This is a genomic window from Neobacillus sp. C211, from assembly GCF_051842875.1.
Taxonomy (GTDB): Bacteria; Bacillota; Bacilli; order Bacillales; family Cytobacillaceae; genus Neobacillus.
This window is the reverse complement of sequence record NZ_JBPXRO010000007.1, coordinates 170,026-196,400: the sequence shown is the minus strand read 5'-3', so window position 1 is coordinate 196,400 and position 26,375 is coordinate 170,026. Positions and strand designations below refer to the sequence as shown.

14 protein-coding genes and 2 pseudogenes are annotated in these 26,375 nt (G+C 40.4%); 7 read left to right on the top strand and 9 right to left on the bottom strand.

Annotated elements, in window-relative coordinates; genetic code table 11:
* Window positions 1-112: 112 nt before the first annotated feature.
* The 8 genes and pseudogenes from ACSU6B_RS09430 to ACSU6B_RS09395 form a co-directional block, all read right to left on the bottom strand.
* Window positions 113-2,269, bottom strand: a complete 2,157-nt coding sequence (locus tag ACSU6B_RS09430) for an alkaline phosphatase PhoX (protein ID WP_410884638.1) — start codon at window positions 2,267-2,269, stop codon at window positions 113-115.
* A 146-nt stretch (window positions 2,270-2,415) separates the two neighbouring features.
* On the bottom strand, window positions 2,416-3,345 hold the full coding sequence (locus ACSU6B_RS09425; protein WP_410884636.1) for a phosphate ABC transporter substrate-binding protein: 930 nt from the start codon (window positions 3,343-3,345) through the stop codon (window positions 2,416-2,418).
* A 218-nt stretch (window positions 3,346-3,563) separates the two neighbouring features.
* Window positions 3,564-6,686: an efflux RND transporter permease subunit gene (locus ACSU6B_RS09420; protein WP_410884634.1), complete on the bottom strand. Its 3,123-nt coding sequence runs from the start codon at window positions 6,684-6,686 to the stop codon at window positions 3,564-3,566.
* Between the two features lie 169 nt (window positions 6,687-6,855).
* Window positions 6,856-9,213, bottom strand: coding sequence for a glutaminyl-peptide cyclotransferase (locus tag ACSU6B_RS09415; RefSeq protein ID WP_410884632.1), 2,358 nt, complete (start codon window positions 9,211-9,213; stop codon window positions 6,856-6,858).
* Between the two features lie 323 nt (window positions 9,214-9,536).
* Window positions 9,537-9,704 (bottom strand): hypothetical protein, encoded by a 168-nt coding sequence (locus ACSU6B_RS09410; RefSeq protein ID WP_214998612.1) that lies wholly within the window; start codon window positions 9,702-9,704, stop codon window positions 9,537-9,539.
* A gap of 600 nt (window positions 9,705-10,304) precedes the next feature.
* Window positions 10,305-10,397 (bottom strand): annotated as a pseudogene (locus ACSU6B_RS09405) (ribonuclease); the annotation flags it as partial.
* A gap of 602 nt (window positions 10,398-10,999) precedes the next feature.
* Window positions 11,000-14,287: pseudogene (locus tag ACSU6B_RS09400) on the bottom strand (chitobiase/beta-hexosaminidase C-terminal domain-containing protein); the annotation flags it as partial.
* A gap of 141 nt (window positions 14,288-14,428) precedes the next feature.
* Complete coding sequence (locus ACSU6B_RS09395; protein WP_410884630.1) at window positions 14,429-17,047, bottom strand: 5'-nucleotidase C-terminal domain-containing protein; 2,619 nt, start codon at window positions 17,045-17,047, stop codon at window positions 14,429-14,431.
* A 495-nt stretch (window positions 17,048-17,542) separates the two neighbouring features.
* Here ACSU6B_RS09395 and ACSU6B_RS09390 point away from each other — a divergent pair, with 495 nt between their 5' ends.
* From ACSU6B_RS09390 to ACSU6B_RS09375, 4 genes are all read left to right on the top strand, one after another.
* A complete protein-coding gene (locus ACSU6B_RS09390; protein WP_214998610.1) occupies window positions 17,543-18,046 on the top strand; it encodes an Lrp/AsnC family transcriptional regulator in 504 nt (167 codons plus the stop codon).
* Window positions 18,043-19,257, top strand: a complete 1,215-nt coding sequence (locus ACSU6B_RS09385) for an aminotransferase (RefSeq protein ID WP_214998609.1) — start codon at window positions 18,043-18,045, stop codon at window positions 19,255-19,257. The genes ACSU6B_RS09390 and ACSU6B_RS09385 overlap by 4 nt, the downstream gene beginning before the upstream one ends.
* Window positions 19,258-19,414: 157 nt before the next feature.
* Window positions 19,415-20,923 carry a sensor domain-containing diguanylate cyclase gene (locus ACSU6B_RS09380; protein ID WP_410884628.1) on the top strand — a complete coding sequence of 503 codons (1,509 nt, stop codon included), beginning with the start codon at window positions 19,415-19,417 and terminating at the stop codon, window positions 20,921-20,923.
* Between the two features lie 219 nt (window positions 20,924-21,142).
* Window positions 21,143-22,444 (top strand): NCS2 family permease, encoded by a 1,302-nt coding sequence (locus tag ACSU6B_RS09375; protein WP_410884626.1) that lies wholly within the window; start codon window positions 21,143-21,145, stop codon window positions 22,442-22,444.
* A gap of 53 nt (window positions 22,445-22,497) precedes the next feature.
* On the opposite strand, the gene ACSU6B_RS09370 is transcribed toward ACSU6B_RS09375, so the two are convergent.
* Window positions 22,498-22,689: a hypothetical protein gene (locus ACSU6B_RS09370; RefSeq protein ID WP_088089707.1), complete on the bottom strand. Its 192-nt coding sequence runs from the start codon at window positions 22,687-22,689 to the stop codon at window positions 22,498-22,500.
* A gap of 330 nt (window positions 22,690-23,019) precedes the next feature.
* On the opposite strand from ACSU6B_RS09370, the gene ACSU6B_RS09365 reads away from it, so the two are divergent.
* The 3 genes from ACSU6B_RS09365 to ACSU6B_RS09355 all read left to right on the top strand — a co-directional run bounded on the left by ACSU6B_RS09365 (window position 23,020) and on the right by ACSU6B_RS09355 (window position 26,299).
* Window positions 23,020-23,829, top strand: a complete 810-nt coding sequence (locus ACSU6B_RS09365) for an N-acetylmuramoyl-L-alanine amidase (protein ID WP_410884623.1) — start codon at window positions 23,020-23,022, stop codon at window positions 23,827-23,829.
* 258 nt (window positions 23,830-24,087) lie between these two features.
* Window positions 24,088-25,674: an N-acetylmuramoyl-L-alanine amidase gene (locus ACSU6B_RS09360; protein WP_410884621.1), complete on the top strand. Its 1,587-nt coding sequence runs from the start codon at window positions 24,088-24,090 to the stop codon at window positions 25,672-25,674.
* Between the two features lie 208 nt (window positions 25,675-25,882).
* A complete protein-coding gene (locus ACSU6B_RS09355; protein WP_410884619.1) occupies window positions 25,883-26,299 on the top strand; it encodes a VanZ family protein in 417 nt (138 codons plus the stop codon).
* Window positions 26,300-26,375: the final 76 nt, after the last annotated feature.

The following is a 26,375-nucleotide window of genomic DNA, read 5'->3' as shown; positions in this document are numbered from 1 at the left end:
AAAATGGAAAAAGCCTTAATTCCTTGTAATTAATGGAATTAAGGCTTTTTCATGTTGATTATTCTTAGGCAAATCTAGATAAGGTAACAAGTGTTTGTTTGAGTAATTGTTCCTAATTTACTTTGATGGAGACAGAATTGCTTTTATTACCAGCCTTATCTTTAGAAAAAATTGTCAAGGTAGTACGTTTTTTCTGAGCTTTAATTTTGACTTTGTAATTTCCCTTTGCATCTACAACTGCGTTGCTTACATATGTTTTTCCGTTATAAACATAGATAGTCGAGCCAATTTCAGCTTTTCCTGTAACAATAGTAGACTTAGAGGTTACTTTATTTACTGAAGGTTTAGCAGGAGCTGTGAAATCTGGCATATTTGTAAAGGATGGAAGGCCAGAGATATAGCCAACACCGCCTGTCTTATCAATACCGATTCCTTTTTCCATTGCTTTCTTTAACTCTTCTTTATTAACAGCAGTAATAGCTTTTCCGTCTAATTCATCGCCTGGATGTTGGAAATTACTCATAATATAAGAGAATCCATTACGATCATCGGCAGCGAACAATCCAGTGGATTCCGCTCCTGCTGGGTTCGATAAAATACGTGTTAACTCTTTCGTATCGACATTATAAGCCCATACATAGTTATTCGTATGCTTACTGCTATCTTCGCCAATAAATAAGGTTTTCATTTCTTCAGAGTAGCTTAAGTTATCAGGACTTGCTACTTTATCTACATTCGCTGTATTACCGAAAGCATCAGCCGTTGCAAGGTCTTCACCTGCAAGTAAACCTGACATCTTTGTAGCCACATACTTACTAAGAATGCTGCGGTCGCTGTTATCTTTTTGACCACTCATTAAATCTAATTGATAGGTTGCGCCGGACTTAATTTTAGGTAATTGCATATCATCAGCAGGATCTTTTCCTGTGCTGTCTTTTTCCATGCTGCCGCTTTGGTCGGAAATAGCGATATACACCTTGTTATCTTTGGCGTTATATGTGACACCTTCCATTTTGTTGAATTCAGTAGTGGCACCAATGTAAGCTGCATAACGGCGTGATTCAAGAAATGCTGCCGCTTTTTCCATACCAGGCTTAAGTTTTACATATTCTGTTTGACCATAGGAATATTGTTTAATCGCTTTAAAACCTGGTTGCGCTGTATCAGACGTTTCAAAGATGTCACTGAATTTAATATCGTTGTCAATGATCGCTTGTATTTCCTTATCATTGGCATGTCCTAGCTTAACCCATTCTAAATTTCCTGAACCGCCATTTTCAGTCCCAGTTTGGACGAATTTAGCAGCGTATAATGTACCAGCTGATAAATCTTTCGCCTTATCGGCTACATACATGAACATACCAGTATTTGCACCGTCATCACCAAAGTAAGCTGTACGATTGTCAGGCATCATTTTCATTAATTCATGAGAGAAGCGGCCAAGACTGTAATGTTTTTCTACTTTTACTTTACCGTTTTTCTTTACTTGGATTTCTGGAACGTAGCCATAGAAATATGGATTTGCTTTTAATTTATCCCCGAAATAAAGCTGTGAAAAGCTTTCAACGGAAGTTCTTGCCGATGACTTCACGTCAAATTCGTATTTGCGGGCGTCTGGCTCATACTCTTCCGATCCTAAATGTGTATTCCATGGTGAAAGCGATCCATTACAAGGAATCCAAAGTCCGTTAACCTCTGAAAAATCAATTTTCTTAACCTCTTTAGCTTTCAATTCACCAGTCTTCTTATTTTGGTCTAAAGTGGTTAAGGACATGGAAGCAGGAACAATTCCATAAGCAGAATTACCAGCTGCATCTAATGTTTGATATTCATAATGTGTAACCATGTAAAGCTTTCCGTTAATCGGATTTAATAAGCTGTTTGAATCAGGTGCATCCGAAACAAATGGAGTTGGTTTTCCAGGAACACTAGTATCCATGATTGGATCCCCATAATAATCAATCGGTGTACCGGCAGGAATCAATTCACCTTTATTAACTGCGATTTTATCTTCTGATTTAAAAAGTCTTTTGTATGATAGTGGGAACGTTTTTACTTTTCCATTGCTGTATTTTACATCAACGGAGGCGCTTGTATACGTATCTACCATTTGATCGATAGTAGTTGGGGCAGGCATTCCATTAAATTTAACAGAGTCAACCTTGATTTGGCTATTACCTGCAGCAAATGCTGGTGTGACGGCAGGAATGGTTAACGCAAGTGTTAGAGCGACAGCAGCACCTTTTGTTACCATGCTATTCTTATTCATTGGGATCCTCCTATATGAAAGTTTTCTATCATCTACTAAACATTTAATGACTGAGCTAATTTTTAAGGTTCCTAGAAAAAAAAGTAGAAAGGAATAGTTACAATCCTATCTACTTTTATATCAATCTTGTCTATTATAGAAAGATCTTAAAGATTTTTTTGATTACCTTTTGCGTCACGTTCAACTGTCATTTCTGTTACAGGAAGGTATCCTTGCTCTTGTAATAAAGTATTTTGAATATCATCTGACATCATGTAATCAAGGAATGCTTTAGCAAGATCTGCAGCCTCACCCTTAGTATAAGAGTGTTCGTATGCCCATACAGGAAATTTCCCAGATTGCACATTTTCTCCAGTCGGTTCTACACCATCGATGGCAAGAGGTGTCACAGATTCGTCAGTAAAGTATGAGAATGCTAGGTAACCAATGGCACCGTCTGTTTCGTTAATAATCTTTTTAACTGTGTTTGAAGAATCTTCGGTAATTCCTTCAGCAGGTGTGGCACCATCAAGGGCAAATTTATTGAATACTGCACGTGTACCTGAAGAGTCAGGACGGTTGACAAGAACAATCTTTTGATCGGCTCCGCCAAGTTCTTTCCAGTTTGTGATTTTTCCAGTGAAAACTTTAATTAAATCAGCTTTTTTAATATCTTTAATCCCTACTTTAGGGTTAACAGCAGCAGTCATACCTACTACAGCTACTTTGTGGTCAACAAGTTGATCAGCTGGGATACCTTCTTTTTCTTCAGCAAAAACGTCGGAGTTACCAATTTGAACGGATCCTTCAGCAACTTGTGATAAGCCTGTACCAGATCCACCAGCATTTACTTGAATATCAACTTTAGGATTTTTAGCCATAAATTCTTCAGCTGCCGCTGCCACTAAAGGCTGCATTGCCGAGGAGCCGGAAATACTTAATGAGCCAGAAAGTTCTTTCGTTTCTTCAGTCTTTGCCGTTTCTTTCTTCGCAGTTCCTTCTGTCTTTTCTGTAGAAGTTGCGCCTCCACATGCAGCCATGAAAACCATTAACGCAGCTAGCAATGTAAGCAGGCTTAATTTTTTCAAACTTTTCATATCTTTAAATCCCCCTAAATTTTTGTTGTTGTTTACGTGTTTTAGATTAATCCTTTTTTGTTAACTGAGTATTAATGGTTTGTATAGTTTTGTAAAGATATGATGTATTTTGTAAATTTAAAATAGTTTGTGTCATTTCCTGTCTTAAAATCTACCTATCTCCATTTAATAAAAATATCACCGGCCTTCTAGGCAGGTGATATTTGCTTTCCAGTATTTTAAGCTGATAACGGGTGCTGCTTAGTCTTTATTTTTCTGACCTTTCCACTCAGCCAATCGTACATAATCGGGATTACCACGAGGCTAATCAGTGTCGAGCTAATCATGCCGCCCACGACGACAACCCCAAGCGTTTTTGAAATAATCGTATTCCCGTTACCTGAGAAAGCTAAGGGAAGCAAGGTTAAGATGGTAGTTCCCGCAGTCATTAACACAGGTCGAACCCTTGAAGAGGTTCCTAACAAAATTGCCTGCTTGGCGTCCATCCCATCAGAAAGGTTACGTTCAATTTTATCGACAAGCACAATTCCGTTGGTGACGACAATGCCTGTGAGCATCAATATTCCAATCAATGCGGCGAGATTCCACTCCATTCCAAAGACTGCCATGCTCCATACCGATCCGATTAACGCCAGTGGAATGCATAGGATGACTGAAACCGGTGCATACCAGCCACGAAAAACACTACTCACAATCATCAGGACTAGCAAAAGAGACAGAGCAAGAGCAAGGCTCATTTCAATCACCATTTGCTTGACTTGCTGAGAGATCCCTCCAAGCGAATAGTCAATGCCTGAAGGCAGATCCAAACCTTTCATTGTTTCATTAACTTGTTTTGTAACCTTTCCAATGTCGCGTGTAATAATATTGCCCGTCACGGCAGCAAATGGACGACCATCCTGCTCACTGATTACCGTTTGGGTACTGGTCTCCAAGGTCGTAATCTCCGCTAATGACACCTTTGAACCGTCCTTGGCAGTAAACATTTCATGGCCAATTTTAGATAGAATCGTTTTTTCAGGATCCGGGTCACCTGCTTTAACTAGACTTTCCTGATTGTCTAACCGAAGGGAAATTGGGGTATTCAGGTCACCAGAAGGGACATCCATCCTTACGTCTTTAGGTAGGTAGCGATCGAACCGATTAAGAACTTCATCGACATTTATACCTAAGCGTTGAATTGCTTCCTGATTAAGTGAAAGATAATGTTTCATTGCTGCATCGGCATCATTTGCCGCTCCTTCAATACTTAAACCTGGAATCATTTGCAGCTTACTTCTTACCATAATGCTAGCTTTGGCAAGATTTTGTTGGTCCGCCCCGGTTAAAATCACCTTTAAGCGAGAATCATCTCCGGAAATATTTTGATTAGAAACGGTATAGACGGCAGATGTTGATAATCTGCCAAACTGCTGACGCATTTTTTTTACAAATGAATCGATGTCACTTTTATCTTTGATCCCAATTGAAATATTGGCGATATTCTGCTTTTGCATCCAACCGCCGCCTTCATCAAAGACATCATCAAACATCGGTGTAAATGTCGAACCAAGAGTGGAAGTGTATGTTTCTACTTCAGGATCATTTTTTAAGATGGTTTCGATATTTTTTACTTCCGCATCCACATCAGAAAGTTGCACTCCTTCAGGAAGCTCGACCTGGATTGCTACATCCTTTGAATTTCCTCTTGGAAAAAAGTTAACCGGCAGGAACACGGCTTCTGCTATCGTGATGGCAAAAAGCACCACAGCAAGTCCCACTATTACTTTTTTCTTCAGAAATGCCCAATGAAGTAGGTTTTGCGCCCTTGTCTCCATTTCAACTGACTTATTCATTGGCCATTTTTTCCATAATAGGTGAGCCAAGGCTGGTACGACAATAATAGAAACGGCAAGAGATGTCACAAGGGCGATGACAACCGACCAGGCAAATCCTGAAAAAGCCGAACTAATCATCCCTCCGATAATACTTATTGGTAGAAACACAGCAACAGTGGTTGCAGTGGAGGCAACAATCGCTGGAATCATTTCCACTACCCCGCCAGCCAAATCGCGAACTGTGATCTGTCCGTTGTATTTTTCCATTTGTTTTCTGTACATATTATCGATGACGACGATCGAATCATCCACCACCCGGCCCATCGCTACAATTAATCCAGAAATCGTTAAGATATTCAAACTGACATCCATTGCTTTTAAGATCGCTGTTGCACCAAGAAGGCAGATTGGCAAGGATAAGGCAATAATCAATGTGGAACGGACATTCCTGAAAAATAAAAATACACAGATGATCGAGAACAAAATCCCCAATAACCCCTCTTTGATCAGACCCTTTAAAGCAGCGTTTATGTCCTTCCCCTGGTCCAAAAGAATAGAAAGATCGACTGTTCCTGACTTGATTTCTGGTATTTCTATAATCCTTTCATTGATCCTTTCAGTCACATCGGTAATGTTTGAAGAAGGTGTTTTTAAAACATCGAGTAGAACACTCGGCTGCCCTGCTGTTCTAGAAATCGTCTGTAGGTCAACAATACTGCTCTCAATGTCTGCTACTTCCTGTAAACTTACTGTTTTCCCGCCGCTAACAGGAATCTTTACACTTTTTAAGTCTGCACTATTAAGAGTCCAATCGGTCACACGAATCGGCATGGATATTTGTCCATCCGGTCCGCCTTTTTCTTTGATGGTTCCCTGCGGCAATACTGGATGAATGGCAGCTAGAGCCTTTTGAATGCCTTTTATGGTTAACCCATATTTTTGGAGGGCATCTGCTTTCAACGTCAACAAGTATCCGGAATTCCCTGCCCCGGTGACACGGACTTCTTTGACTCCCGGAACACTCTTGATTTCATTTGCCACTTTATCTTGAATAGATGTTCGTAATTGATTTTCATCAATTTTTCCGGCATCACTTGTTAAGCTTACTCGCATGACAGGAAAAGAGTTCGTACTGACCCGTGTAATCAATGGCGTTTTCACACCGTCCGGCAAATTAATTTTATCAACGGCCGCCCTCACTTCAGTTTCCGCCTTTTCCATATCGGTGTGGCCTGGAAAATAGAGGCTCGCCATTAAACCGCCATCAAATGAGTTTGTTTCCAGATAATCAAGCTTATCAACAGATCCGACTGCTTCCTCAACCTTTGCGGTAAGGAGTTGTTTGACCTGATCAGATTGATATTGATCAGCTTGAATCGTTACCATTAGGGCAGTGTTGTTGATTGGAGGTAAGTAATCCCGCTGCATCTGCATGGCAGACATGGCACCCCAGGCGATAATCAGAACCACACATGTCAGGATCAATACGGACCGTTTCATCGATCCTTCAATAAATCGAATCATTTTTTAAAACCATCCTTTTAAAATAGTAAATTTTATAATTGCAAAAATAAAAGGGTGACCCATGGTGTCTGGTCTCACTGACAGAATACTGTATAGAACTCTTCCGAATATACAGCATTTTACGAATGGTGCCTGACACCCTGCTTTGGGGTCACCCTCTTTCCATTATTTAATTATTCTTTTTTTCGCCTGGATAAGGTTTATCACCTTTTGTAGCTTTCCAGAGAATCTTGTTCAATTTTTCCGAATCGGCATGGTCAACTCCTGAGAAATCTAGTTTTTTAGATTCTTGAGCCATCGGTGCCGTTTCTCCATTTTTCCGGTCAAGTGGATAGGTTGGTTCTTCTACCTTAAATGGAGAAAAGTTAGGTTTTTGGGTGAACGAATTGACCATCGGCACCGCTGAAGCATCAAACTGTGTCATTGGTTTCATGCCCAAAATCATTTCCATCGTACGAAGCATGGACGTTGTATCATATAATGTGCTGTCTACGCTGCCAGTTTGTGTATAAGGGCTGATAACAAGGGATGTAGTCCGGTGAGCGTCCACGGAATCCCAACCATTCTGTGCATCATCTTCGGTAACAAAAATAGCAGTATCCTTCCAATAAGAAGATTTACTAACCATATCGACCAGCTTACCAAGTGCATAATCGTTTTGTGCCACCATGGCTTGTGGGGTTAATTCTCCTGGTTTTGTTCCGAGCGTATGGTCGTTAGGCAGGCGAACGATTTGCAGCTGCGGAAGATTGCCGTTATCTTCGTATTGCTTAAATTCTTCTGACCACGCATCCAAGCGGGTAAGATCTGAAATTTTAAGATTATAGGAAGGGTAGTCAGGGTCAAAATTATTGCCCATGCTAGCTTCAGCTGCTACATATTTCCCTGTATTTTTGTCATAATTGACGAATTCACCATAGCTTCTGAATGATACACCCGAGCGACTTGCATTCGTCCATAAGAAACCCGCTTTTGGATAGGCCGCTTCATTGCCTCCTTCAAAGTCATAGCCGCGGTTACGACCTGAATAGTTTGCAAGCCAGTTTTTCTCTACATAGTCGTTGGACTGTGCAGCTGTAGACCAGTTATGTCCCTGAGCACTGATTTCAGCATTCGCATAAAAATTGTCTAATAAAACGAATTGATCGGCCAGCTTATGAATATTTGGGGTAATATCTTTACCAAAGATGGTTAAGCTCGGGTCGCCATTTCCTTTTTCCATATCACCAAATACTTGGTCATACGTACGATTTTCCTTGATAACATAAATGACATGTTTAATTGGTGATTCTTGTCCTTCAAAGCGCGGGATTGGGAATTTTTCGCTTGCACTGAATCCTGTTGGTTTCATTTCTTGATTATTCTTTTCCACTTGTTTCGTATATTTCTTCATTTGCTTATCATCTGGAACATCGATAAAGGACATGGTTCCTTTCATCATATTCCCGATGTACTGTCCTTCCCGGTTGGAACCAGCACCAAGACCCTTGGCATTCAGAACCATCAATTTGTCATCATGTAAATAGATACCACTTGGATACCAGGCAGTTGGAATTAACCCCTTCACTTCTCCTTTTTGCAGATCAATGACTGCTACGTCGTTATTTCCACCGTTGGTAACGTATAAAGTTTTGCCATCCTCGCTTATTGTTAGAGCATTAGGCTGGCTTCCCGCAGGAGCATTTTTATATGGGCTAAGCGAAATGGTTTTAATTTCTTTTTGTTGTTTCGTGTCGATGATTGAAACGGAATCGCTGTCGGAATTGGATACATAGATCATGCCGTTCACCGCATTTTCAATAATCGCATTCGGATGCAGCCCTACTGGAATGGTGCTTTTGATCGTCAGCGTATTTGGATCGACCACACTGATGCTACTTTCACCCCAGTTGCTGACATAAAGGGATTTCCCATCATTGCTCATTACAGCTGCATACGGATGTTTCCCAACAGCGGTTGTTTTTACAATTTGATTTGTGGCAAGGTCAATTTTTGAAACGGAATGATTTAAATTATTCGCAACAAAGAGCGACTTTCCATCCCTTGAAACGGAAATTCCAGCAGGATAAAAGTTTGTTTTGCTGCTATCTTTAAGCATAATTGGAGATTGTTCAGTTAACGTTCCATTTTCAAATCCATAGACACGGATCTTGTTATTCCCTCCTGCTGAGGCATAGACGGTTTTTCCATCGCTGCTAAATGCGACCCCAAAATAGAGGGATTCAGGCGATTTGTATGGAAGAGTCTGTACGACCTTCTGGGTGCTAACATCAACCACTTGAAGAGATTGTTCCCCTTGTCCATCGTTGGAAACAATAAGATAACGGTGATCCGGGCTTAATACACCACCCATTGGGAAATCACCAAGCGTCACTTGTTGACCAGAAGGAGTAACGGGCCACCCATGAGAGGTAACTGCCGTTCCATCTGCCTTAGGTCCAACAAATTGTGTGTAACCTGCATAGGCTGACGTTGAACCAAGAAGCAAAGTAGCCAGCGATGCTGCCAGTATCTTTTTGCGTTTCATAAAAACATCTCCTTATTAATATGTAGTCCTACATGCTCCATCCTACTCCCGCTTTATTAATTAGAAGTTAAGCAGAGTTAAAGAAATATAAAGAAAAATAGGAAAATTTTAGGATTGTTTTTCTCGCTTAGTAGTTTTAACTCAGTTGACATTTGTCTATATGCCCAGAAAAAATAAGTAAAAAAAACAAGGTGCCTAAAAGTTTAGGTCACCCTGTTAGCTGCTCTTTTTAATCCAGTAGAAATTTCGTTTTTACATACGAGTTTCCCAGTTAGAGCATGATTTATTGTAAATTCTGATTGGTTACTTTTTTATTATTTCCCTTATTTTCCTGATTCTTGATCAGTTCCGCTGTCTGGGGAACCAGTATCGCCTGAATCTTGATTTTGCTCTGTATCCGCATCTGTCTTTGTATTGCTACAACCTGAGGCAACTCCTACCAACATGAAAGACGCCATTAACACTAACATCCAATTTTTTAGATCCTTCATTTTTTCTTCCTCCTTGATTGTTTCAAATTTTAGTACAATCTCATGATATAAAAATCTGTGAGAAAAAGAAGAAGAATCACTCATTCTTTACATTTATTAACAGATTATTTACAATTTTCATAATATTTTAGCGAAATATTAAGCTAAATTAGTCCATTTCGCCCTTTCTTTATTTCATTCCATCCATTGTTCCTATAATGACATACACCAGCGTTAACCTATTTCACTGTTTTTACAAAATTGACAATAAATTTACATTTTATAAATACAGACTTAATAAACAATCGATATGATATCAATAGTAATAATCAATTCCACAGAAGGAGTTGTGAAAATGTTAGAGATGTTCATTAGATTAGTTATTTTGACTACCTATTGCACTCTTCATTGTCCTTAAGCTCTTTATTCGAATAAACAAGAAAAAGCATCTGCAATGCAAATTGCAGATGCTTTTTTGAATTATCAAATTCTATTGCTTAAAACTTAGGTAACTGTCTAGCTCCAGCACCCAGCGACTAGTATTCTTCGCTCTCCGCCCTACGATAAGTCAACATCGAATCGCTATCGCTCTCCGTGTTTCCTTTATCTCAGTTGGAGCGCTCCAGTCCTGTCGGCGCTAAACAGTCCGCGTGTACTATTTACAGATGCGTCAGTTGGTCGTAAATGGTGGATATCCGTTCCAGGTCCAACGCTTGCCCTTGAACTCTACCAGCAGTTGATGTGTACATTAAAGCATCGCCATCTGGGTCAGCAAAATAGCTGCTTAAATTCACTGAAACTGGTGTGCCGACTTGAACTGAAACATTTGGCAAGGCTTTAGAAACTACCGGCGCATGATTCACTTTTGGTGGTGATACGATTGGAGAAGGAAGAACCACTCCGCTCGCATTTGTGAATTTAATGGCAGATGTATCGACGCCGTCTTTCACTGTCCATTCTTGAACCTGCTCGACTCCTCTAATTTGACTGATATTCGCATTATCAATGACTACTTCTTTTACAACTAAGCCGCCAAGATCAATAACTGCACCTGGTGCGGTTGGGCTAAGAATGACCGTAGTAGTCTTTAAGCCTTCGCCAGAAAGCTTCGCGTAAGAACCTTTTATGACAATACCTTCTGTAATGATAGAGTTTGCACTTACAGTAATGTCAGCACCCACATTGTTTACCGTTAACTTCTTCGTTTTGAATCCGTTTAAGTTGTATACCTTTGTTGATTCTGGTGGTGTCACTGGTGGTAAGACTTCTGCAGCCTTTAATTGCGTTTGAATAATCAATGGGTCATGGTCACTTGCACGGCCATGCTCTTCCATGAAGCCAGAGTTTATGTGCAAGATATCGACCGTTGTATTAGCTGCCATATTGTTGGACACTAAGATTTGGTCTAGTTCTTGTGCATTCCCTTGGTAAGAGTAATTATAACGCTCATTTTCAGGAACAAAGTCAACCATATTGGTCAATTCATTCCCTTTTGCTATTTCTAGCGTTTTCGTGAATTCAAAATCATTAAAATCTCCTAGTAAAACAACGTTTGCGTTTGCATCTTTTGCTTTTACATCTTTAACGAAGTTATTAACAATCGTCGCAATCTTATGACGTTGAACTTCACTGCTTAATACTGGCGGCTGAGTTTTCCCGAATAGCGGCGAATCGCCACCCTTAGAGTTGAAGTGGTTGGCTACCACGATCACACTTTGGCCTTGGAAATCAAATTGAGCAGCCAGTGGTTTACGGCTTGCATTAAACGCGGCGTTTGTTGGATCAATCCGTCCCGGGTTTAATGTCAGTTTCCCATTTTCAAAGCCGACTGCTTGTGTCGAAGTTCCTTTTGGTGCTCCTGCAGTTAAAGAAACGCGATCTTGATTGTAGAGGAAGGCGACACGAATGTTCCCGCCTGGTGCCCCGCCATCTTGATTATTGACTGGTGTGATCTCAGTATAAACATAGGTAGGTCCACCGAGAGCGACGACCTTGTCAATAATTTTTTGCGCACTTTGTGCACCATCTACCGAACCATTATCGGTTTCACCATTGTTATCTTGGACTTCATTTAAGCCGATAATGTCAGGATTTTTCATCTTTGTGACAATCGCATCGGCAATTTTTGTTACCTTTGCATCTGGAGTAGCGGTAGAGAAGTTCTCAACGTTATACGTTCCAATTGTTACCTTGTCTGTTGCTGGTGTAATTTTTGTAGCTGGACGAACGATTGGTGTTTCTGTTAACGTTGGAAGACTTGATTCTTGAGCCATCAATTTATAGTTGCTGTAACCGTAGTTCACAACACCCTTAATTGCTCCCCTAAAATAGTCGCCCATTTTTGCACGGTAGGATTTATTGGCTGTTGAGCCATTTCTTACATCAACCCCAATTCGGTCGGGATTCGTGTCAGTTGCTGTAATACGTAAACCGCCAGGATTCACGTTGGTTGGATATGTTCCAGGAACAACCCAAACTAATCCGTCTTTTTGCAGCGCAATAACTTTCCCGTCGTCTACTTGTGCATACATACCTTCAATGCTTTCCCAGAAATCAATTGCATCTTCCTCAGGATCAAAGGCTGCAAATTGGTCATTATCAATGATTTCTGTTGGAGCAATGCGATCTACATCAAGTTTGATTGGTGCTGGTACTGGAGCTGTTCCAATTTTAGTAATCGTTGCAGCTTCGATTTCTGTAATCGTTAAGTCAGTAGTTGTTTTCTCCGCGAAACCTTCGCCGTAGAATTCGGTTACTTTTCCTGATACTTTCACACGGTCACCAATGGATACACCATGTGCTGTTTTAAATACCAAGATCCCGTCTGATGTACTATTATCGCCGTCACCGACTAAGTCTTGGATGAAGAAGCGGCTTGTTCCATCAATATAAGTAACGACACCTTCTACATCCGATACTGTTTTACCGTTTAATAGCGAGTTGTGTGATTTGCCTTGGATATCATAGATATGAATTGGGCCATCTTGAATGATATAATTAAAGGTCGCAACCGCACTATTTGTCATTCCTTCTTTGACTGCCACAGCTTTAATCGTTGTTGCCTTACTAATAACAATTGGCTGTATAAACGCTGGACTAGTTGTGGTTGGTTCACTGCCATCAAGGGTATAGTGAATCGTTGCCCCAGCTGTACCTGTTGCTAAGGTAACTAATGTTCCTGTATTTACCAATCCGGCACCTGGAGTAGCAATAACAGCTTGTACGATGCTTGAATCTAGTAAAATATCGCCTTCGTTCCGTGGAATTAATTGATAGACACCATTAAATGCACTAAGAACCCCGGTAATCGCTTCATAAGTTGTACCTGTAGTTAACATGGTTGAACTTGGTGGACGAACTTGAAAGCTTGTTCCATCCACATCAGTTACTGTGTAGTTTCCACTAGAAAATGCCCCTACTGTTACATTTTTTACTGTTACTAGTTTTGCTTCTTTGCTTTCTTGTAACTGAACTGCAGTTAACACTTCTGCTGCAGGAACTGCTTCTTTCCCAGTAACAATAATATTTTCATGATTGGCTTCAATTTCAAGCAACGAAGAAAATTCCGTTAATTTACCAGATACAGTGATTTTATCGCCTGGTAGAATCGTTGTGCTATTAGTCGGTGTGTAAGCAACAATTCCAGCCGTAGCATCTTGGAAATAAATTGCTCTGCCTAGTACAGCGGTAACTACACCGCTAGTTTGAACGTTTGATTGTAACGCAGCTGTTCTAACTTCAGCAATGGTACTTGCTTGTAGAACTGTATAAGCAAACGTTGCGACATCACTGTTTTCTAAGTTGGCTTTTACAGCAATTGCTTTGATTGTCATGTCTGCACTAATATCTATTGGTGCTGTGTATTCAATGCTTGCTGCTGTTGGTGTAGTGCCATCAGTTGTGTAGTGAATTTTAGCGTCTGCTGTCGCTGTTGCTAAAGATACTTTTGTTCCAGCTGCCACTGCACCTGCAGCAGGTGAAGTTGTTACGTTGGCAACCTTTGTTTCTACTGGAGTAGACTCACCATCCATTGTGTGGCTGCCAAGGTTTGTAAACACATTAACACCCAAGCTATCCCATTCAGTTACTGGATCAAATGCGTCATTTGGGTTACTATCGCCAGCTGTAACGGAACTTTTGCGGACGATCGTTTGGTCCAATGTTTTGACAGTTGTTCCCCAAGCAGTACCAGGATCAATTCCTACTTGACCGATAACATCAATAATGGTCCCGTTATGTTTTAAAACAACCGCATCATCACCATTCCAGTTGATTATGGTTTTACCAGCATCTAATAAGTTTGCCTTTGCGATGATAGCCGCATCTGCATCACTACGAGAAATGACAAATGTTGATCCACTTGCAAGTGTTGCAGACGGATCTGAGGATAAAGACATTTTAAAAGTGGTTGTAGTCGCACCATTACTATAATTTTCAAGTGAATATTCACTTAATTTAACAGCAGCGCCTGTCCCATTGTAGAGCTCAAGTGCCTTGTTAAAGCTGGTGCCTTCAATGTATTCAGAGATAAATAGATCAGTGGCCTTAGTGGCTGCGGCGGCAGAGTTAATGGAAAAGTTTGGTAATACTATACTGATAAACATGATTGCCACAAGTATAATATTTAATTTCTTCTTATTTTTTCTAGACAAATCCTCGCACCTCCTGAATAAGTTCGGTGATTATTTGGATCTTTTTTAATAGTTGTAAATTCCTCCAGCAGTTTCACTGGAGGAATTTACCAATTAATTATCTTCAAAGATTGTGTCGCCTTCAACTGTTACAGTTGATAACTCAACATTAGTGCCACCTCTTAAGATAAGGTTGCCTTTTACTGTTGCGTATTCAAGTTTTGTAACATCTGTTACATCAACAATAACATTTCCAGTGTATATCTTCGGGCTGGCTTCTGTTCCGCTGAATGTTGCTGCTGGAACTACTTGTGGAGCTACGTTTACAATACGTCCTTCAACTTTTGCAGTAACCGTTTTATTTGGCTGTGCTTCAATAAAGTCTCTAAACATTTCCCAATCCACAAAGCCAGGCTCACTTACACGTCCCTCTCCGTAAGCTTTAGCAAACATTGAGAATCCGTCTCCACCTTTAGCAGTAAAAATGTTGGTTGCAACAAAATAGTTTTTAGTAAGGTCTAGAGCAGTATAGCTTCCATCTTGACTTTTCACTTCAATTGTTTGAACTTTTTGACCGACTGGTTTCGTGCTGTCATAAGTGAATTTCAACCCTGAAACTTGTAAGAATCCACCAAATGCAACTGGAGCATCCTTCACACTGTACTCAAGGGCAGCTTTAATTTCATCACCTTTTAAGTCCATGATTCCTAAAGCGTTACCGAATGGTAATACTTTAAATACATCTGCTAATGTAATGTTTCCAGCAGGAAGAGTTGTCCGAACTCCGCCACCATTTTGCAGGGCAATCAACGTGTTAGGATTGATTGTTTTTGCCTTTGCAAGCATACCGTCAGCAACAAAATTACCAAGGTTAGTTTCTATTGTACGTGCAAGAGGATTCCCACCCTCTAAAGTAACAGCTGCTGTACCGACGATAGTAGCTTTCTTCGCATCAATTGCTGGCTTATATTTTGTATTTAAGATGTTTGCTATAGCTGCATCTTCCGCGAACGTAGCAATGTCAAGAAGTTTGCCAGTTGTTTCAGGAACGATTACTTTACCTGCCGCATCAAATGTTACATCCAATGTTCCGAGGTACTTGTTGTATTCGTTGGCTGAAACGATAGCTGTTGGCTCAACGCCTGATGTATCAAAGAAAGGAGCATCAAGCTTAGTATGAGAGTGACCTCCAACAATGACGTCGATTCCTTCAACAGCCCCAGCTAATACTTTGTCATTGTCCCATACTGGTGAGTCATCAAAACCAATGTGTGTTAAAGCAATAATTTTGTTAACGCCTTGTGCTTTTAGGGCATAAACAGATTTTTGTGCCTCTTGGATATAATCTTCGAAAGTAACACCTGCTCCTGGACTAGATATAGTTGGAGTCTCAGCTGTTGTTAAACCAAAAATACCGATTTTTTCACCATTTACAACTTTGATTATGGCGTTGTAAATTTCGCCGCCCAATGGTCTAGCAGTTGTTACATCGTTATGGAAACTGGATTGTAAATTTGCATCATTTGTAAAGTTTACGTTTGAACTTACAAACGGGAAATCTGCTTCTTTTACAAAGTTTGATAATACTTTGGTACCCATATCGAACTCATGGTTACCAAATGTCATTGCATCATAACCTGCTAGTTCCATAAACTCTAAATCTGCTAATCCTTTATACTCATTAAAATACAATGTTCCAGAGAACACGTCTCCAGCATCAAGTAATAATGCTGCAGGTTTTGTGGCACGGACCGACTTAATCGCAGTCATTTTTTTCGCCACATTATCAAGGTTTGCATGGGTGTCATTTGTGTGCATTAAATTCAAAGTGAATTTTGGTTCTGCGATTGTGATCCGTCCTTCAACTTGAGCATTAACCGTTTTGTTTGGCTGCGCTTCAATATAGTCTCTGAACATTTCCCAATCCACAAATCCTGGCACACTTACACGGCCTTCTGCGTAAGCTTTAGCAAACACTGTGTAACCGTTGCTGCCTTTAGAAGTAAAGATGTTTGTAGCAACAGAATAGTTCTTAGTAAGGTCTAGTGCTGTGTATGTACCATCTTGACCTTTTACTTCAATGGTTTGAACTTTTCCACCGACTGGTTTAGTAGGGTCGTAAGAGAATTTCAACCCTGAAACTTGCAAGAACTCGCTAAATGCAGCTGGTGCATCCTTCACACTGTACTCAAGAGCTGCTTTGATTTCTTCACCTTTTAAGTCCATGATTCCTAATGTGTTTCCGAATGGTAATACTTTAAATACATCAGCTAATGTAATGTTTCCTGCACGAAGAGTTTTCCGAACTCCGCCGCCATTTTGAAAGGCAATAACAGTTTTAGGGTTGATTGTTTTTGCTTTTGCAAGCATACCGTCAGCAATGAAGTTACCTAGGTTTGTTTCCCCAGTACGTGCAGGATTTCCACCTACTAAATCAACTGCTGCTGTACCAACTACAGTAGCTTTAGCTTTCTTCGCATCAATTGCTGGCTTATATTTTGTGTTTAAGATGCTTGCTACAGCTTTATTCAACCCGTTTACAGACAATGCTTTGTCCAAGTTCGCAGCTGTTCCTGAGGTAACTACTAGATTACCCTTACTGAAATCCCACTTCGTCAATGATACAGGCTCTGCAGCCGCGCTTACACCAGACGGTAACACAATCGCTAACAGCAAAATAGCAGTCAATGCTAAGCTAAGCCACTTTTTCGACCTGTTTACTAATTTAGTCACAGATAAATTCCCTCCAAATTTAGATTACTAATCTTTGAAAATCACGAGCAAACTACTAAGCTGTACAACTCCTACAGCTCCTGACTCTCCCTCACTTTCCAATAGTAAATATTTTACTACTATTATTTTATATTCAAATTTGTCGTAATTCTATATATTTCTATAATCTACAAAATTTTACATAAAATTAACAAAAAGGAACCCAAATTGTTGCTGAATCTGCCTAATGCAAATACCTAGCATTACTGACTCTTCCACAAATTTCACCAAGTTAAAGTGGAAAGCGGTATAATTTTTAAAGCAGATTCTTAAGAAAAATCGAGCAAATATAAACCAGTTATTAGATAGTCCTATATAACTAGTTACCTTCTTCAATGGTTCATTTGCTCAGGCTAATTGTCAAAAAAAAAATGAATAATCATTCCACTTTCATTTGAGTTAAAAAGCTTCCTCCTATAAAATCAATAATATGAAATACAAATCAGGAGGCACCCGATGAAATTAAGTAATGAAGAACTCGAAATTTTAAGACTCATCGAAGAAAATCACAAAATCTCAGAAGAAACAATCGCCCTAATGGTGATGAGCAGCGAAGAAACCGTAAGAAACACCATTAAAAAATTAGAAGAAGAAAAAGTAATTGTCAGTTACCCGGCCTTAATCGATTGGAGCAAAGTCGAGGGGCAGGAGAATATCATTGCGATGATCGATGTTAAAGTAACACCGAAGCGCGGAGTTGGATTCGATGAGGTCGCCGAAAGAATTTATCGTTTTCCAGAGGTAACATCTCTTTACCTCATGAGTGGTGCCTACGATTTATCGATCACCATTGAAGGTCAAACCATGAATCAAATCGCGTCCTTTGTATCGGAAAAACTATCAACGATTGATAATGTCATTTCAACCACAACCCATTTCATGCTAAAAAAATACAAACATGATGGGGTGATTTTTGGCGGCGGCGATGAGAAAGACAGGAGAATGGTGATTACACCATGAGAAAAGATTACTCCCACTATATATCTGAAACTGCTAGAGAATTACAGCCATCTGGGATCAGAAAATTCTTCGATTTAGCTGCCGGTATGAAAGACGTGATTTCTTTAGGTGTTGGCGAACCAGACTTCATTACGCCTTGGAACATTAGAGAGGCCGCCATTTTATCGCTGGAACAAGGCAATACGGCATATACCGCGAATCCTGGCTTACTAGAATTACGGCAGGAGATCTCTAATTATCTTGGAACAAGATTTGCAGTCAATTATGATCCAACAAACCAAATTATCGTCACTGTCGGAGCAAGCCAGGCAATCGACCTAGCCTTTCGCGCCATTCTAAACCAGGGTGATGAGGTACTGATTGTTGAACCAGCGTTTGTTTCTTATGCTCCCTTGGTTTCGATTGCCGGCGGGACACCAATCGCCATTTCTACCTCTCCTGCAAATGGGTTTAAATTAACACCCAAGCAGTTAGAAGGGGCAATTACAGAAAAAACGAAAGCCATTTTGTTTTGCTCACCCAATAATCCAACGGGCAGTACCCTAAACAAAGAAGAACTGAAGGAAATTGCCGCAATTGTTGAAAAACATGATTTAATTGTTATTTCCGACGAGATCTATGCAGAATTAACCTATGAAGAAACGTATACAAGCTTTGCAACGATTGAAGGCATGTACGAGCGGACGATTTTAATCAACGGATTCTCAAAAGGCTTTGCGATGACCGGCTGGAGATTAGGCATGCTCGCTGCCCCTAAGGAATTTGTGGAGGTCATGTTGAAAATTTTTCAATATACGACGATGTGTGCTCCGACTATGCTCCAATACGGCGCTATTGAAGCACTAAGGAATACTTTTCATGAAGTAGAAGCAATGAAACGAAGCTATCGAATGAGACGGAACTATGTCGTCCATACCTTGAATAAAATCGGCTTGGACTGTCACACACCTGGGGGAGCCTTTTATGTCTTCCCTTCTATCAAAGCAACTGGCCTCAGTTCCGAACAATTCGCCGAAGAACTACTTATGAAGGAAAAAGTCGCAGTCGTGCCCGGCAATGTGTTTGGAGAAAGTGGAGAAGGTTATATTCGCTGCTCCTACGCAGCCTCCATGCCACAACTGCAAGAAGCTCTGAAAAGAATCCAGAGATTTATCGAGTCAAAGGGCATCTACGGCGAAAAACGAACAGAAGAAATAAAACTAAACCAATAGATCTCAAACTTAAAAGCCCAATTGCTGTATCGATCACATACAAGCAATTGGGCTTTTTTTCATGTTTTAAGTGGTGCCTGACACCGCTTTTTTTATGACAGACCTTCCAATCTATGCTAAAATACTCGAGGTAATGGGAAAAAAAGGGGTGAACTATTTGTGGTCCTTTTCAATCAATCTTTTTAATAGAAAGAAAAAGAATTCTCCTCCGAATCAAGAGTATATTCATAGTAACTACGATGTATTATTTGAGCGAATTAAGCTCGTTTCTTATATGTTAATCTCTACTTATCCTTGGTTTTTCATCGTTGACTTTTTCCTATTTAATAAACTGAGCAGTCCTACATTTAAATTCAATCTTTCAGCCATTCAAATCATTGGTCTTATCATCTCCCTTTTGTTTCTATTCATTTATCATTTTTATAAAAATATTTCCAAGGGGTTCGTTGTTACTAGTTATATCCTTTTATATTTATTAATCGGGGCAGCCTCTTCTATTAATAGTCAATTATTTACAGGAAATATATACTCTTATATCATTATTTTATTAGGAGTTGCCGTCTTCTTCCCAGTACAGCCAAGAAACGTATTGATCCTGTTTTTGGGTATACATATATTTTTCATTACAGGTTTATATCTTATCGAACCTGAGCACTTCTCATTTTTATCAAAGTTGATTAATTCAACTGGAACCGTCGTCATTTCTTTCATGATTGCCCTATCATTCTATTCATTTCGTAAAAATGATTTTTCAAACAAAATGAAACTAGAAGGAAATGAGGAAAATTTCAGGCGTCTTTTCAACCTGAATCCGAACCCGATCATCATTAAAAAGCTAGAGAATGATGAAATTTTGCTGATGAATAAACATGCCATTGAATACTACCAACTCCAAGGTAACGATATGACTCAAATAGACGGGAAATTCTTGTTTCAAAACATCGGAGAAAAACTCGACATCCTAAAGCGTCTGGAAGAGCAAAAAAGTATAAAAAACTTTTGCGTAGAGCAACAAATCACGCCTGATATCCGGAAATGGGTCATGTTGAGTTTAGAATTAATAGATTACTTGGATGAAGCTTGTATCCTGATCGGCGTCACTGACATCACCGACCTGAAAAAAAATGAGGAAGAACTTTTTAAACACGCTTCATATGACATGCTTACTGGAGTGCTAAATCGAAGAAGTGGGATGGAATTGCTTAGCAAGCAGATGAGCGGCGAGGCAGAATCTCAAGAATTCATTATCTGCTATATTGATATTAACGATTTGAAAATAACCAATGATCTTTTCGGTCACTCAACAGGTGATGACTTAATTAAGACTTGCTGCGACACGATTAACCAGCATATTACAAATGTGGATGTCTTATTCCGCCTAGGCGGGGATGAATTTATCATTGTCTTCTTCCAAAAGCAGATGAAGGACGCCCGGCAGCTGGTGAAAAACATTAAGCGCGGGTTCGATGATATTAATGTTACCAATCAGAAGCCTTATTCAATTTCTGCTTGTTACGGTTTTTATCACTATAAACCTGGAACCGAAATAACGCTTGAAAAAATTCTCGAAATGGCCGACCAGGAGATGTACAATGAAAAATTCGTTCACAAAAATAAATTCACGAGTCCAGCCCCTACCCCCGACTTGGAAAAGACATTTATTTGATCTTACCAAATTTTTTTACCAGAGAACCACCCGTTCGCTTTGCATATAAGGCACGGGATGGTTCTATTTTTTTGTCCATTGAAGTGCGTTTTGGTGTCAGGCACCATCATATCTGTTACAAAAATGGAACAAATTAAGAGGTAACTCTTGAATTTTCATCTAAAAACGAATAATATAATTGAGGTCTTATTAAAATGTTCGTATTTTGGAGGAACAGCTATGTTTAAATTAAAAGAAAATCATACCAATACAAAAACAGAACTGCTTGCAGGGATCACCACCTTTTTTACGATGGTCTATATTGTCGTAGTTAATCCGGTCATTCTTGCCGATGCAGGGGTTCCGTTTGGGCAAGTATTCACCGCAACCATCATAGCCGCAGTCGTCGCCACACTATGGATGGCGTTTTTTGCAAATTATCCAATCGCCATTGCCCCAGGAATGGGACTTAACGCCTACTTCGCCTATTCTGTTGTCGGCGGCCATCAGGGGATAACCTATCAAACTGCCTTTGCCGCTGTTTTTATTGCTGGTGTTATCTTTGTAATCTTATCGTTAACTCCCCTTAGGGAAAAATTAATTGACGCCATCCCGGAAAACCTTAAACACGGGATTACTGCAGGAATTGGCTTGTTTATTGCCTATATCGGCCTGCGTCTTACAAAAATCATTACAGCTCATCCGACGAATCTTGTCGGTCTCGGCGATCTTCATTCAGCTTCCGCCCTTTTAGCGCTAGCAGGACTGGCAATCACACTTGTATTAATGGCGCTTCGAGTCAACGGGGCAATATTTTTTGGAATGGTGATTACCGGGCTCATCGCTTTCTTTACGGGCCAGCTGGAATTCAGTAAAGGTTTTATGTCGCTGCCCACTCTGCCAGAGGGACTAATTATTGCTAATCCAGTGACAGCGCTGACTGACGTAATTCAGCATAGCCTTTATGCTGTTGTCTTCTCTTTCATTCTAGTGACCATTTTTGACACGACGGGTACGATGATTGGTGTCGCCAACCAAGCCGGTTTAATGAAAGGAGGCAAACTGCCGAGGGCCCGCGAAGCTTTACTTGCCGATTCGATTGGTACGGCAGTCGGGGCAATGTTTGGGACGAGCCCAACAACCGCCTATATTGAATCGTCGTCAGGTGTAGCAGCAGGAGGACGAACTGGTCTAACTTCCCTAACGGTTGCGATCCTGTTCATCCTGTCCGCCTTCTTTGGTCCACTGGTTAGTACGGTTTCCGGGATTTCTGCGATTACCGCACCGGCTTTAATTATTGTCGGCAGTCTAATGATGGGAAGCATTGCAAAAATCCGCTGGGACGAGCTGGATGAAGCCTTCCCTGCTTTTTTGACCGTCTTGAGCATGCCGCTCACATCAAGCATCGCAACAGGGATCGCGCTTGGTTTCATCAGCTACCCGCTTTTAAAGTTAGTTAAAGGGAAGTGGCGTGAAATCCATCCATTACTATACGTGTTCGCTGTCTTGTTCTTTATCCAACTTGCATTTTTACAACAATAATATAAAAAGAGTGTCAGGCACCAAATTGGTGCCTGACACTCTTTTTATGTTACCTATTTTTTAGGAAGATCAAGTGCTTGGTACGCTAATTGATACTTTCCGCCGTCTGCTACTTCTGAATGGTACAATGCCTTTAGGGCAGTATTTTTCTCAAGCCCATGTTCTACTTTCAACTCTTTTAAGCGTGTATGCAATTCTTTATTATCCTTAATTAGCTGCTGCATTTGTGATTTCAAATACTTCATAAGATGATTAACTCCTTTCAGAAACCAATTCCGTTCCCCAAGTATAGCATTAATCAACTTTATTTAAATAAATCATCCCATATTTATTTTCTCTGACCGTGTCCCTTTTGCCGACTTTTTTCAATATAGAGTGTAATAGGAGGTGGCGGTTTCGGTAGTTTAAGACCTCTCTTTCTTACCGAAAGACTGGTACAATTACATTTTCGGTAACTAAGAGAATCAACTGTTGGTGACATCCTGTAACAATTACTGTGACAAGCATCCGAACCTATTTGTCCATACTGACATAACATGTATATATAATCAATTTTTAGAAATGGAGAGGATGAAATGAAGCTTTATTTAGATCCAGGTCATGGTGGACAAGACCCAGGTGCCCAAGGTCATGGATTAGATGAAAAAGATTTGACGTTAGCTATCGCGCTCAAACTACGTTCCATTTTACAAAATGATTATGAAAACATTGAGGTAAAAATGAGCAGGAGCAGTGATACCACAAAAAGCTTAAGCCAGCGATCGAGTGAGGTCAATGCATGGGGCGCAGATTTTTTCTTAGCCATTCATATCAATTCCGGACCTAGTACCGCTCTGGGCTATGAAGACTTTATATACAGCGGCTTATCTGACACTTCTAAGACAGCCCAATATCAAGATATCATCCATACCGAAGTCATGAAAGTGAATCAACTGAAAGATCGCGGCCAGAAAAAGGCTAACTTCCATGTGTTACGTGAATCAAACATTCCAGCACTCCTAACTGAAAATGGATTTATCAGTAACGATCATGACGCCGCACTAATGAAACAATCTTCTTGGATCCAAAAAGTAGCACAAGGTCACGCGAACGGAGTTGCCAAAGCCTTTGGCCTAAAACGGAAACCAATCGATCCGCCGAAACCAGATTCCGGAACACTTTTCAAAGTAATTGCCGGTTCATTTAAATCAAAAGAAAATGCGGACGAGCGAGTAGACCAACTCAAGGCAAAAGGCATCGAATCATTCGTAGATACCACAAAAATAGCGGGCGAAACATGGTACCGAGTTCAAGCTGGAGCCTTTTCCAACCGGGAAAATGCCGAAGACCGCTTAGCTGAAGTTAAAAAAGCTGGAATCAACGATGCTTTCCTAGTTGCAGAATAAGCAGGCATTTAATGTGGTATTTATAGTGTCACAGTTATGGTGTTACATGTATGGTGTCAGGCACCACCCATGGACACTTGTCCACCAAAGGAGGACAAACATCCCGAATGATAATATCCTACTAAGGACCTCCTCATCATGAATGCTGGGAGGTCTTTTGTATGATTTTTCTTCTAACACTGTTCAGATAGAAGCCATTGGATTGGATTTGCCATAACATATATATGAACGTATTTTAAATGAAATGGAGGAGTAAGCATGAAGCTATATTTAGACCCTGGTCATGGCGGTGATGATCCCGGAGCCCAAGGGAATGGTCTGGATGAAAAAGATATTACCCTAGCTATTGCGCTTAAAATACGAAATACCATCCTAAAGGATTTTGAAAATGTTCAAGTTAAGATGAGTCGTACAAGCGATACCACCAAAAGCTTAGCGCAGCGCTCAAGCGAAGCCAACGCCTGGGACGCAGACTTTTTCCTGGCTATTCACATCAACTCTGCTGATAGTTCAGCCCAAGGATATGAGGATTTTATATACAATGGCGCCTCTAACTCAAGTAGAGCAGCCACAGTCCAAGATATCATTCATGCCGAAGTGATGAAAGTGAATCAGCTAAAAGACCGCGGGCAAAAAAAGGCCAATTTCTATGTAATAAGAGAAACAAATATGCCAGCAATCCTAACGGAAAACGGCTTTATCAGTAATAAATATGACGCCCAATTGATAAAAGATTCATCCTGGCAGCAAAAAGTAGCTCAAGGCCACGTCAATGGAATTGCCAAGGCCTTTGGTCTGAAACGCAAAGCAACGAAGGAAACACCGAAAACAATAACTACACCGAAAACACCCCAATCTAGTTTAACAACAGTTTACACAGTCTATGTTGGATCTTATAAATCCAAAGAAAATGCACAAGACAGGGTAGCTGAGCTGAAAAAGAAAAATATTATATCTTCAATTGTTACCACTAAAATATCTGGAGCAACCTGGTACCGAGTGAAAGCAGCAACCTATACGACCGACGCAAACGCAGAAAAACGTCTCAAAGAAATCGAAAAAGCAGGATATAAGGATGCCTTCATTATTATTGAAAAAGCCAGTGCAACGACTACTAAATCAGCTACTCAAAAACCAACTACGAGTACCAGTAACTCAGCTGCTCAAAAACCAACTACGAGCATCAGTAACTCAGCTGCTCAAAAACCAACCACAAGCACCAGTATAACCACAACAGCAAAACCAGCCACAACCACCACCAGCAAAGAAACGAATACTACAGGCGGCACGAAAAAGAAAACGAACCCAAGTCCGGCTCCAGCCAACAGTACAAAAGAACTCCCCATCATCGCCGACCCCGGTCAATTTACTATTTTCGGTCCGACCTTCCTTACTCCGAAACAGATGAATCTATTTGTGAAAAAGGTCAATCCTAACGCGCCGGAATTAGGTCAATTTTACCAAACGTTAGGGAAATATTACGGCATTAGAGGAGATGTCGCCTTTGCACAAGCCATCCACGAAACAGACTATTTTCGGTTTACCGGAGTCGTCAACCCTGAACAAAACAACTACTCAGGGATAGGAGCAACTGGTGGAGATACTCGCGGAGCAAGCTTTGAAAATCAAGAAGAAGGTGTCCTTGCACAACTTCAACACTTGTATGCGTATGCAACAGCGAAGCCACTACCAGATCAATATCCATTGGTTGATCCCCGTTTTCATCTAGTCGATAGAGGATCTGCTCCAACATGGACCGCTTTAAACGGAAAATGGGCTGTTCCTGGTACAACATACGGGCAATCCATTCTAAATCTCTATGAAAAAATGATCCATTCCGGATAATTAATGGCTAGAGAAGCAGCAACTCCAGCATCTTCCCAGATTGTCTTCCCCATTTTCAATGACATACTTGGATGACTTCCCCAAACGAAAGACCTCTTTTATTTTTAGAAGAGGTCTTTTCCTTTGTCAGATAGTTAATTCCGCCCCCTCGATTCGGTATATTACCGAAAAAATGAGACCACAATGATATAAAAAGGGAGGTCTCACCATGCGCGGAATATATATTTTATTATGGGCAGCTGCAATCTTGATTTTGACCTGTACCGCCGATTTTTCTGAATTAATGGCATCTGGCAAAGTCCGCTTTGAGTGGGCCGGTCATCCGAACTTTTCTGAGTTGCTATTCCCCTTACCGCTCGAGCTCAGCCGCGGCTTCCTGCTTCAAAAATGTGGGCATGCCTTTGCCTTTCTCATTCTAACAATTTTACTGCAAACTAAATTCCATTCAAAAGCATTCATTCTAATTCTAGCAATTGCCTTTGCTTTGCTAACTGAAATCCTCCAATTATATTTTACTCGTGATGGAAGAATGTTTGATATCGGATTCGATCTAATCGGTATTCTTTTTGCATCAGGGACACGGAGTCTACTCACGGTGCACCAGTCCAGGCAAACCGGGTTATAATGGAAGTTATTTATGTTAAAAAAGGCGAAAACCAATTAGTTGGTTAACACCCTTGTTAAAAATTTAAATTCATAGC

What these genes read in the sequence shown, in the direction of transcription:
- ACSU6B_RS09430 (WP_410884638.1), bottom strand. Translation starts at nt 2,269, where the DNA reads ATGAATAAGAATAGCATGGTAACAAAAGGTGCTGCTGTCGCTCTAACA.
- ACSU6B_RS09425 (WP_410884636.1), bottom strand. Translation starts at nt 3,345, where the DNA reads ATGAAAAGTTTGAAAAAATTAAGCCTGCTTACATTGCTAGCTGCGTTA.
- ACSU6B_RS09420 (WP_410884634.1), bottom strand. Translation starts at nt 6,686, where the DNA reads ATGATTCGATTTATTGAAGGATCGATGAAACGGTCCGTATTGATCCTG.
- ACSU6B_RS09415 (WP_410884632.1), bottom strand. Translation starts at nt 9,213, where the DNA reads ATGAAACGCAAAAAGATACTGGCAGCATCGCTGGCTACTTTGCTTCTT.
- ACSU6B_RS09410 (WP_214998612.1), bottom strand. Translation starts at nt 9,704, where the DNA reads ATGAAGGATCTAAAAAATTGGATGTTAGTGTTAATGGCGTCTTTCATG.
- ACSU6B_RS09390 (WP_214998610.1), top strand. Translation starts at nt 17,543, where the DNA reads ATGAAATTAAGTAATGAAGAACTCGAAATTTTAAGACTCATCGAAGAA.
- ACSU6B_RS09385 (WP_214998609.1), top strand. Translation starts at nt 18,043, where the DNA reads ATGAGAAAAGATTACTCCCACTATATATCTGAAACTGCTAGAGAATTA.
- ACSU6B_RS09375 (WP_410884626.1), top strand. Translation starts at nt 21,143, where the DNA reads ATGTTTAAATTAAAAGAAAATCATACCAATACAAAAACAGAACTGCTT.
- ACSU6B_RS09370 (WP_088089707.1), bottom strand. Translation starts at nt 22,689, where the DNA reads ATGAAGTATTTGAAATCACAAATGCAGCAGCTAATTAAGGATAATAAA.
- ACSU6B_RS09365 (WP_410884623.1), top strand. Translation starts at nt 23,020, where the DNA reads ATGAAGCTTTATTTAGATCCAGGTCATGGTGGACAAGACCCAGGTGCC.
- ACSU6B_RS09360 (WP_410884621.1), top strand. Translation starts at nt 24,088, where the DNA reads ATGAAGCTATATTTAGACCCTGGTCATGGCGGTGATGATCCCGGAGCC.
- ACSU6B_RS09355 (WP_410884619.1), top strand. Translation starts at nt 25,883, where the DNA reads ATGCGCGGAATATATATTTTATTATGGGCAGCTGCAATCTTGATTTTG.